Below are 9,488 nucleotides of genomic sequence, written 5' to 3'. Positions count from 1 at the left end.
CAGCCCGACGACGCCCGCGGTCCAGCCGTGCGGATCGACGGCCAGGGCCCGCCCGCCGACCCGGGCGAGGACCGGTGCCGCGCTCGACCGCAGCCGCTCCACCGACGCCCGGTGCCGGGCGCGCAGCTCGCCCTCCGCGAGCCGGGCCACCGCGGAGACCAGGGACAGCGTGGTCGGATGGAAGGTGTGCGCGGGCCCGCTGACGTCGACGACGCCCAGCAGCCGGCCGTCGGCCGGGTCGTGCAGCGGGGCCGCCGCACAGGTCCACTGGTGGTGGGTGCGGACGAAGTGCTCGGCGCTGTGGACCAGGACGGGGCGGCGGGTCACCAGCGCGGTGCCGATGGCGTTGGTGCCGACGACCTCCTCCGTCCAGTCGGCCCCCTTGTCGAAGCCGTGCCGGTCGGCCATCCGCCGGACCGGCGCGGCGCCGTCCCGCCACAGCACCAGCCCGTCCGCGTCGGTGACCACCATGATCTGCTGGGCGGCCTCGGCGGCCGGCAGCAGACCGTCGTCGAGCACTGGGAGCACCGCGGCCAGCGAGGAGTTCTGCCGCCGCTGCTCCAGCTCGGCCACGGACAGCGGGGGTTCACGGCGGTCGCGTTCCGGGTCGACGCCCCAGTCGAGCGCCCGGCGCCAGGAGTCGCCGATGACGCCGCGGGGCGCCTGCGGCGGGACGTCGCCCAGGAGGACGGCCTCGCGGGCCGAGGCCAGCCGGTGCGCGGCCTCGCGGATCTCCTGGGCCGACCACACACTGGTCTCGATCGGTCTGTCGCTCACGCTGCTCTCCGTAGTGTCACCCGGTCGCCACCATGGTGCCGTCAGCCTGGCGGATGGGAAGGGGCAATCCACGGATCAGGTGCAACGAGATGCAACCGTTGTGGCCTATGCCGCGTCCGAGGACTGTGTTGCGGGCGGTCGGCGGTGTCCCTTTTGCGAGGGACGGTGCGGTCGCCGCGGGGGAAAATCGTCCGGACGTTCTGTACGTTCCGGTGCGGCCCCGGCGTAAGGTAGCGGCCGAGTACCGCACGGACACGGCGCGGGAGGGGAGTTCCACCATGCAGGCCGCCGCTCCACGTGTTCTGGTGGTCGGAGCGGAGGAGGAGCTGCGCCGCACCCGCACCACCCGCTTCGCCGCCCACTACGGCGTGCCCCGCCTCACCGCCGCCGACGTCCTGGCCGAACGCCTGCCGCCGCCCGGCGACGGCTATGTCATCGACGGCGCGCCCCGGCTGACGGACCGTTTCGGCGGCCTCGGCTGCCTGCTGCCCTCCGTCGCCGCCCCGGACCTCGTCGTCCATCTGCGCCCCGACGGCACCGACGCCGACGGCGAGACCTGCCGCGTCATCCGCTACTACGAGGCCCGCGGCCTGCTCATCGGCTTCCGGCCGGACGCACCGGACGAGGACATCTTCGTGGCGATCGAGACGGCACTGCGCGAACGGCCCGCCCCCCGGGCACCGGGCCGGACCTGACGGAGCGCCCACCGCTCACTCCCCGGGCCCCGCGGCCACCGGCCGCGCCCGCTCCACGACGGCCGCCAGGTCCAGGGTGTGCGGCAGGGTCCCGAACGCCGCGCCCGCGTCACCGCCCAGCCGCGCCGCGCAGAACGCGTCGGCGACCGCGTCCGGCGCGTACCGCAGCAGCAGCGACCCCTGCAACACCAGCGCCATCCGCTCCACCAGCCGCCGGGCCCGCGCCTCCACACCGTCCAGGTCCGCCAGCTCGGTCAGCAGGCCCCGGATCGCCCGGTCCAGCCGGTGGTCCGCGCCCCGCGCCGTCCCGATCTCGGTCAGGAAGGCGTTCAGCGCCTCCGGTTCACGCCGCAGCGCTCGCAGTACGTCCAGCGCCTGGACGTTCCCCGACCCCTCCCAGATCGAGTTCAGCGGCGCCTCGCGCAGCAGCCGCGGCATCCCCGACTCCTCGACATAACCGTTTCCGCCCAGGCACTCCAGTGCCTCCGCCGCCACCGGAGTGCACCGCTTCGTCACCCAGTACTTCGCCGCCGGCACCGCGAGCCGCACAAAGGCCCGGTCCTGCTCCGTCCCCCCGTCGTACGCGGCCGCCAGCCGCAGCGCCAGCGTCGTCGCCGCCTCCGACTCCAGCGCCAGATCGGCCAGGACGTTGCGCATCAGCGGCTTGTCCAGCAGCGGAGTGCCGAACGCCGAACGGTGTGCCGCGTGGTGCACCGCCTGCGCCACCGCCTGCCGCATCACGGCCGCCGCCCCGGTGACGCAGTCCAGCCGGGTCGCCGCGACCATCTCCAGGATCGTCGCCACACCGCGGCCCTCCTCGCCGACCCGGCGCGCCCAGCTCCGCCCGTCGAACTCCACCTCCGCCGACGCGTTCGACCGGTTGCCCAGCTTGTCCTTGAGACGCTGGATACGGAACGCGTTGCGGGAGCCGTCCGGCAGCACACGGGGCAGCAGGAAGCACGTCAGCCCGCCGGGCGCCTGGGCCAGCACCAGGAAAGCGTCCGACATCGGCGCCGAACAGAACCACTTGTGGCCCGTCAGCACGTACTCACCGGGCGCCGCCAGCGGCTCGGCGCGGGTCGTGTTGGCGCGGACGTCGCTGCCGCCCTGCTTCTCCGTCATCGCCATGCCGGCCAGCGCCCCCGCCTTGCCGGTCACCGGGCGCAGCTCCGGGTCGTACACCCGCGAGGTCAGCAGCGGCTCCCATACGGCCGCCAGCTCCGGCTCCGCCCGCAGCGCCGGCACCGCCGCGTGCGTCATCGACAGCGGGCAGCCGTGCCCCGCCTCGGCCTGGCTCCAGACCAGGAAGGCGGCCGTGCGCCGCAGATGCCCGTCCGGGCGTGACCAGGCGTCGGTGAGCCCGGCGCCGACCGCGTGGCCCAGCAGCCGGTGCCAGGCCGGATGGAACTCGACCTCGTCGATGCGATGGCCGTAGCGGTCATGGGTGCGCAGGACGGGCGGATGGGCGTTGGCCTGCTCGCCCCAGCGCTGGACCTGCGCCGATCCGGCGGCCTGCCCGAGCCGGGACAACTCCTCCCGCACCTGCCCCAGGCGCTCCTCGGAGGCATGGCGTGCGACGCCCTCGGTGAGCGCCCGGTCGGCGGTGAAGACGTCGTAGCCGGTGAGCGGCGGGGGCTGGTTGGTGACCGTGTGAGTGGTGGGTGCCATGCGGATACGGTAAGGAGTTGAAACCTCCCTGCCTCTGAGGGGCGGGGATTCCTGGCTCACTTTGCCTGGCACCTAGCAGGTGGCGGGGCTTACAAGATCAGTACCAGCCGGGTCGAGACCAGCCCGGACGAGCATCACGCGGGCGGAGTTCTTGTCCCTGGGGGACACCGCTCCGCACGCGGTGCACGTATACGTTCTCTCGGAGAGGGGGAGTGCGTGCTTGGCTCTCGCTCCGCACTGCGCGCAGTCCATGGTGGTGTGCGCGGGGTGTACCAGGTGCACGGTCCGGCCGTGCTTGCGGGCCATCGTGGTCCTCGCCAGGAACTTCGGGCGGAAGTCCTCCACGGCGAGGACGTCGTGGTCACGTACGACGGTCTTGGCCCACTTGCGGCCGGTGTCCCGCCGCTGCCCGGTGATCTTCTTCGACACCTTCGCCGCCGCCTTGCGGGCCTTGCGGTACCCGGCGGTATCGGGCCGGTCCTTCGGCGTCCGGCGCCGGGCCGTCATCCGCTGGTACCGCGCGAGCTTCGCGGCAGCGGCCTGGCCGTGCCCGGCATGCGGAAGGTCATGTGCGTCGGAGGTGGTGGTCGCGGTCTCCCTCACGCCCCAGTCGATACCGATCACCCGGCCTGTCCCGGGCAGGGGGACGGTCGCGGCCCGGACGACGAACGAGGCGTTCCAATGACCGAGACTGTCCCGGTACACCCGCACACTGGTGGGTTCCGAGGGAAGATCTCGCGACCACACGACCGTGAGCACGATCCCGCCGGCCAGGTGCAGCCGGCCGTCCTTCAAACGGAAGCCACGGGTGGTGTAGTTCAGCGTCGGCAGCGCCTCGCGCTTGCGCTTGATACGGGGCATCCCGGCCCGCTGCCGCACCGGCGGCCTCGCCTTGATGTCCTTCAGCGCCTTCGCCCGGGACTTCGCGAAGTCCCGGATGACCTGCTGCTGAGGAACCGAAGCACCCTCACGCAGCCAGGACATCGACCGGCGCGCCCCGGTCAGCATCTTGTCGAGCTGCGCCGGGCCGCACGTGATCTTCTCGCCGGCGGTCCTGTTCAGGCCGTGGACCTTGCGCGACATCGCCACGCACTCGTTCCACACCCAACGACACCGGGCCCACTCGGCGTCCAAAGCTGTGCGCGCGGCGGACGACACGCGAAGCCGGTACGTGTACCGGGCATGCCCGGCCACGCTCTCGGCCATCAGCGTCGTCGCCATGGTCCGGAACCTGGCACCCGCCACTGACAACGAAAGAGAGCGCAGGTCAGAACAGATGCACAGCACACTCGACGGCTTCGCGGCCCCGCACCGAGGCCCCATTCCTCCTCGGCCTGAAGGCCGGGGTATCCGGGGAGAAAACAGGTGAAGCCGTCGAACGCACCAGCCGAGCCGTCCGAGGGCCGTCTGACCAGGGCCCGGGCCCTCTACCGCAATGTCTCCAAGCGCCGGCTGGCGTGGCTGCTGCTCAAGGACGTCGTCAACTCCTGCATGGAGTACCGCGTCACCGGTCTGGCCGCCGAGGCCGCCTTCTTCTGCCTGCTGTCCCTGCCGCCGCTGCTGCTCGGCCTCATCGGCCTGCTCGGCTACCTCAAGCCCTGGATCGGCCAGGCCACCATCGACCACATCCAGCACAACATCCTCACCGCTTCCGGCACGGTGCTCTCCGGCAAGGGCGTCGACGAGATCGCCCGCCCCCTGCTGAACGACCTGTTCACCGGCCGCCGCCCGGACGTCGTCTCCGTCGGCTTCGCCATCGCCCTGTGGTCCGGCTCCCGGGCACTGAGCGTCTTCGTCGACACCATCACGATCATGTACGGGCTCGACGGGAAGCGCGGCATCGTCAGGACCCGGCTGCTCGCCTTCGTCCTCTACCTGTGCGCGCTGGTGGTCGGCGCCGTCGCGCTGCCGCTGATGGTCATCGGGCCCGACACCGTCGTCAGCTGGGTGCCCGGCAGCGCGGACATCGTCCGGGCCCTGTACTGGCCGGTCGTCCTGATCCTCTCCGTCGCCTTCCTCACCACGCTCTACCACCTCTCGGTACCGGTGCGCTCGCCCTGGCCCGAGGACATCCCGGGCGCGGTGGTGGCCCTGGCGATGTGGGTCCTCGGCAGCATCGTGCTGCGGATCTACCTGACACGGGCCGTCGAGGGACCCACGATCTACGGCTCGCTCGCGGCGCCCATCGCCGTCCTGCTGTGGATCGGTGTGTCCGCCTTCGCGGTCCTGGTCGGCGCGGCGACCAACGCGGCCCTCGACCGGGTCTGGCCGTCCGTCGCGACGGCGGCGGGCCGCGCCGAGAAGGAACGGCTGGCCCGCCGGGCGGCCGAGACGGAGCAGGAGGAGACCGCCGGGGACGACGAGGAGGATCTGGGGGAGGACGACGGGGACGAGCCGGACCACCCGCCCGCGGAGTACCCCGAGCGCTGGGCCCGCTTCCTGCCCCCTCAGGACGTCCGCTCCCGCCTTCCCCGGCACCGCGGCCGCAAGCGCCGCCACTGACGCCGCGGCGGTCAGCGCGGCGGCGCCGACCGGTGGCGGACCAGCAGCATCGCCGCGTCGTCCTGGAGCGGGCCCTCCGCGTGCCCGACCACGTCCTCCCGTACCGCCCGCAGCGCGGCCTCCGGATCGGGGTCCTTGAGCAGGGCCGCGGCGCGGTCGGCGAGCGGGTAGAAGACCCCCGCCGTGTCCCGTGCCTCGGTCACCCCGTCGGTGTAGAAGAGCAGCTGGTCACCGGGGGTGAACGGCACCTCGTGCGGCAGCGGCTCGGCCGCCCCGTGGAGGCTGAGGCCGAGGGGGAGCGCCCGCTCGGGCGGGGCCGCGTACGCCACCGCCCCCGACGGGCGGACGACGAGCGGGGCCGGGTGCCCGAAGTTCAGCAGGGTCGCGGACGGTCCCTCACCGATCTCGGCGAGTACCGCCGTCACGAACCGCTCACCGCCCAGATCCCGGTTGAGCGCCCGCTCGACCCGCTTCCCGACGGCCGGCAGATCCGGCTCGTCGTGCGCGGCCTCCCGGAACGCGCCCAGCACCACCGCCGCGCTCTCGACCGCCTCCAGCCCCTTGCCCTGCACGTCCCCGACGATGATCCGCACCCCGCCGGGCGAGGTGACCACCTCGTACAGGTCCCCGCCGATGCGGGCCTGCGCCACCGCCGAGGTGTACGAGACCGCGATCCGCAGCGGCCCCGCGCTGCGCGGCACCGGCCGCAGCAGCACCCGCTGGGCGACCTCCGCGATCGAACGGACACTGGCCAGCTCCGCCTCCCGGCGCCGGCGCACCACGGCGGCCAGCACCCCGGCCACGGTGACCCCGGCCACCGACAGCATCGCGGTCAGGCCGCGCCGGCTCTGGAACAGCCCGTCGTAGACCCCCAGGCCGAGGCAGAGCACCGCCGCGATCAGCCCGACGACGACCGTCCGCCGCCAGCCGCCGACCAGCCCGGCGAACGCCGGTCCCAACGACACCAGGGGCAGGAAACCCACCCCGGGACCCGCGGTGACGTCCACCGCGGTGACCACTGCCATGACCGCGTACGGAAGAACGGGAAGCACTCGGGAACCGGCACGCCGCTCCCTCTTCTCCACGGCCAAGGGGTACTCCGGTGGGTCGGGGCGGTGAGGCCGCGGCGGACGGGCGGACGGTGCGCGGGCGCACGGGAGCGGAGCGGTCCCGGGACCGCTCCACGGGCCTGAGCATAGGCAACATTTCTGTGGAGGAACCGCCCGGAACGACCGTCCGTCACCGCCGCGCACACGGTGCGCACGCGGACGCGCGGAGCCGCCCGGCGGCCGGGTGCCGCGGGCGGGCGTCCCCGCCCCGCACCGGGCCCCGCGCGCTCAGCCGGGGAAGATACGCGCCGACTTCACCCGGCCGGGACGCAGAATCCGTACCGGGCCCAGACCGCACGACGGGCAGTCGGACCGGCTGAGGGGGGACGCCACATGCCGGCCGCGGACGTAGTAGTCGGCGCGCCGCCGGCCGGACAGATCCGTGGTGTGGCGTATCTCGTACTCCTCCTCCCACCCGTGTCCGCAGTGCAGACAGACGAAGGAGTACGCCTCGTGAACGGTGTCGGCTTCGTGAGGCATGCTGCACACCCTTCCCGGGACCGGGCCCGGCCGCGGCGCGACCGGAGCCGTGCCCTGCCCTCCAGTATGGCCCCGGTACGGGCAGGTGGCGGGCGCGTTCCCCGCTGCCGTCACGGTGCGCGGTGGCCGGATCGTGACGTCCGCGCGGGAGGCCGGTGGGGCCTGTGCGCAGGATGAGGGGATGACCGAGAAAACGCTCCGTCCCGTCGAGGCCCTGCTCGTCGTCGACCTCCAGTCGGCCTTCGTCTCCGGCGGGGAGGCCGTCCCCGACGCGGACCGGGTCCTCGACCGCACCCGCGACCTCCTCGACCGGGCCCGCCGGGCAGGCGCCCTCGTGGCGCACCTCCAGAACGACGGCCTCCCCGGCACCGTCGACGAACCGCACACACCCGGCTGGCACCTCCACCTCCCCGTCCGCCCCGGCCCGCGCGAGACGGTGGTCCGCAAGACCGAGGACGACGGCTTCGACGGAACCCGGCTCGGCTCCCTCCTCGACGAGGCGGGCGTCGAGGAACTGGCCGTCTGCGGGGTGCTGTCGGAGATGTGCGTCGCCGCGACCGCCCGTGCCGCGCTGGCACGCGGCCACCGCGTCGTCCTGCCGCACGACGCGCACGCCACCTACGACATCCCCGCCGCCCCCGGCATCAGCGACGTGGTGCCGCACGCCATGTCGTCCCGGGCCGCGGAATGGTCGCTCGGCGACGAGGTCGAGATCGTCGCGCACGCCGCCGACGTCCCCTTCACCGCCCCGCGCCGCCGCCCGGCGCCGGCCGTGCCCGACCCCCTTCCGCCGGCCTCCGCCCCCGACCTCACCCCTGGAGCTTCTCCAGCGCTCTGAGGTACGCCTTCATCAGGTGATCGCGGACACCGTCCGACGCGGGCGCGAGCGGGTCGGCGGTGTAGCCCTTGATCCGGTCGCCCAGCCCGCCGAGCGCGGGCATGCCGTTGTGCACGGCGCCGCCGGAGTCGATGTAGCGCAGCGCCTTGACGTGGTGGAAGGCCGGCTCCGGCGGCAGCTGCGGCACGATGTCGTTGTTGTTGACGAAGCGGTAGACGCGGTCGGTGAAGGCCGAGTCGAAGGCGTCCGCCAGCAGATGGTCGCAGGTGCGCGGCTGGCCGAAGGTGTAGACACCGTCCGCCGTCAGCCGGGGCTCCTCGAAGTACATCCGCGCGCCCGCGAGCATGGCGAGCGCGCCGCCGAGGCTGTGGCCGGTGAACCAGACGGTCTGATCGCGGTCGCGGAACTCCTTGACGGCCGCCAGGACCTGCGGCCACACGGCGTCCAGCGCCTCGGCGAACCCGGCGTGCACCAAGCCCTTCCCTCCGGGCCCGCGCCAGGGCGGAGTGGTGACGTCGGTCAGCCAGTCGCGCAGCTCGGTGGGCTCGGTGCCGCGGAAGGCGGTGATCACCGAGTGATCGTCCGCCATGGTGTACGCCTGGGTGTCCTCCAGCGGGAACGGCGGCTGGAACGTCGCCCGGTGGTGCCGCAGCCGGTCGTACCCCCAGTCGGAGGTCGTGGCGGCGATCGTCGCCTCGTCCTTGTAGGCCAGGTCGGCGGCCCGGGCCAGACTCAGGGCACGGGCGGGGCTGTAGCTGGTCGTGTCGTGGTCGAAGGTGAAGGCGGTCATGGCGGCCTCTTTCCCCGGTGCTCTCGGACGTGTTTCCTCGCGCCGCGCGTCATCACACAGCGACTCCTAATGATTACACACGGTAGTGACAACGCGGGGTGCCCCGCGTCCCCGCGCGTGCCCCCGGGAGCGCCGCTCCGGTCGCACGGGGCGGGGCGCGGGGCCAGGCTGGAGATGACCGGCCCCGAGAGGAAGGCCCCACGGTGAACACTGCGCGCAAGACGGGACAGACGCGGCCGGCGGAGGAGAGGCACCCCGGTGCCGAGGTCGTCGTGGAGATCACCGGCTGCTCCACGGAGGACGCCCACGCCGTGTTCAGCGCGCTGCGCACCGCGTTCGCCTGCGACCGCGCCGCCGACGACGTCCCCCGGCCGGCGGAGGGCACACGGCCGATCGTGTGGACATCGACGTTCGACGTGACCGACCTGCGGGGCGAGGCCGGGCCGAAGCCGCTCCAAGGACCCGTCACGGTCAGCCTCCAGGGCGGCTACTGGGCCGTGGCCCGGCTCCGTACGAGCCTGGAGCCCGCCTTCTCGGTCCGCGTGGTCGGCACCGCCGCCGGCGACCAGGAACAGGAGGTGCAGCTCCGGCTGGAGAGCCGTTAGGGCGCGTCCGTGGCCTCCCGTCCG

At 73.4% G+C, this 9,488-nt stretch carries 10 protein-coding genes; 4 read left to right on the top strand and 6 right to left on the bottom strand.

The annotated features are described in order from the left end of the window. Positions 1 to 777 (bottom strand): GAF domain-containing protein (locus AC51EU_RS22510; protein WP_496268845.1); only part of this gene is annotated, 777 nt, incomplete at its 3' end. Positions 778 to 1,055: 278 nt separating this feature from the next. Between AC51EU_RS22510 and AC51EU_RS22505 the strand changes: the two genes are divergently transcribed. Next, positions 1,056 to 1,472, top strand: a complete 417-nt coding sequence (locus AC51EU_RS22505; protein ID WP_496268844.1) for a hypothetical protein — start codon at positions 1,056 to 1,058, stop codon at positions 1,470 to 1,472. A gap of 15 nt (positions 1,473 to 1,487) precedes the next feature. On the opposite strand, the gene AC51EU_RS22500 is transcribed toward AC51EU_RS22505, so the two are convergent. Beyond that, positions 1,488 to 3,140, bottom strand: a complete 1,653-nt coding sequence (locus AC51EU_RS22500; protein ID WP_496268843.1) for an acyl-CoA dehydrogenase family protein — start codon at positions 3,138 to 3,140, stop codon at positions 1,488 to 1,490. 72 nt (positions 3,141 to 3,212) lie between these two features. Next, positions 3,213 to 4,361 carry an RNA-guided endonuclease InsQ/TnpB family protein gene (locus AC51EU_RS22495; protein WP_496268842.1) on the bottom strand — a complete coding sequence of 383 codons (1,149 nt, stop codon included), beginning with the start codon at positions 4,359 to 4,361 and terminating at the stop codon, positions 3,213 to 3,215. 144 nt (positions 4,362 to 4,505) lie between these two features. Between AC51EU_RS22495 and AC51EU_RS22490 the strand changes: the two genes are divergently transcribed. After that, complete coding sequence (locus AC51EU_RS22490; protein WP_496268841.1) at positions 4,506 to 5,642, top strand: YihY/virulence factor BrkB family protein; 1,137 nt, start codon at positions 4,506 to 4,508, stop codon at positions 5,640 to 5,642. An 11-nt stretch (positions 5,643 to 5,653) separates the two neighbouring features. On the opposite strand, the gene AC51EU_RS22485 is transcribed toward AC51EU_RS22490, so the two are convergent. Together AC51EU_RS22485 and AC51EU_RS22480 are read right to left on the bottom strand one after the other, a co-directional pair. Continuing rightward, positions 5,654 to 6,667, bottom strand: coding sequence for a PP2C family protein-serine/threonine phosphatase (locus AC51EU_RS22485; RefSeq protein ID WP_496268840.1), 1,014 nt, complete (start codon positions 6,665 to 6,667; stop codon positions 5,654 to 5,656). A 312-nt stretch (positions 6,668 to 6,979) separates the two neighbouring features. Next, entirely contained in the window at positions 6,980 to 7,231 is a 252-nt protein-coding gene (locus AC51EU_RS22480) for a hypothetical protein (RefSeq protein WP_496268839.1), read from the bottom strand. 181 nt (positions 7,232 to 7,412) lie between these two features. Here AC51EU_RS22480 and AC51EU_RS22475 point away from each other — a divergent pair, with 181 nt between their 5' ends. After that, a complete protein-coding gene (locus AC51EU_RS22475; RefSeq protein ID WP_496268838.1) occupies positions 7,413 to 8,069 on the top strand; it encodes an isochorismatase family protein in 657 nt (218 codons plus the stop codon). Here AC51EU_RS22475 and AC51EU_RS22470 read toward each other — a convergent pair. Further along, the gene (locus AC51EU_RS22470) at positions 8,041 to 8,859 is read right to left on the bottom strand and encodes a lipase family protein (RefSeq protein ID WP_496268837.1); all 819 of its coding nucleotides are present in this window, start codon (positions 8,857 to 8,859) and stop codon (positions 8,041 to 8,043) included. The two genes, AC51EU_RS22475 and AC51EU_RS22470, sit on opposite strands and share 29 nt — an antisense overlap. 203 nt (positions 8,860 to 9,062) lie before the next feature. Between AC51EU_RS22470 and AC51EU_RS22465 the strand changes: the two genes are divergently transcribed. Next, a complete protein-coding gene (locus AC51EU_RS22465) occupies positions 9,063 to 9,464 on the top strand; it encodes a hypothetical protein (protein WP_496268836.1) in 402 nt (133 codons plus the stop codon). The last annotated feature ends 24 nt before the right edge of the window (positions 9,465 to 9,488 follow it).

This window comes from Candidatus Streptomyces philanthi (assembly GCF_059553635.1).
This window is presented reverse-complemented; position numbering and strand designations above follow the sequence as displayed.

Coding starts and splice junctions, on each gene's coding strand:
- AC51EU_RS22505 (WP_496268844.1), top strand. CDS start 1,056: ATGCAGGCCGCCGCTCCACGTGTTCTGGTGGTCGGAGCGGAGGAGGAG.
- AC51EU_RS22500 (WP_496268843.1), bottom strand. CDS start 3,140: ATGGCACCCACCACTCACACGGTCACCAACCAGCCCCCGCCGCTCACC.
- AC51EU_RS22495 (WP_496268842.1), bottom strand. CDS start 4,361: ATGGCGACGACGCTGATGGCCGAGAGCGTGGCCGGGCATGCCCGGTAC.
- AC51EU_RS22485 (WP_496268840.1), bottom strand. CDS start 6,667: ATGGCAGTGGTCACCGCGGTGGACGTCACCGCGGGTCCCGGGGTGGGT.
- AC51EU_RS22480 (WP_496268839.1), bottom strand. CDS start 7,231: ATGCCTCACGAAGCCGACACCGTTCACGAGGCGTACTCCTTCGTCTGT.
- AC51EU_RS22475 (WP_496268838.1), top strand. CDS start 7,413: ATGACCGAGAAAACGCTCCGTCCCGTCGAGGCCCTGCTCGTCGTCGAC.
- AC51EU_RS22470 (WP_496268837.1), bottom strand. CDS start 8,859: ATGACCGCCTTCACCTTCGACCACGACACGACCAGCTACAGCCCCGCC.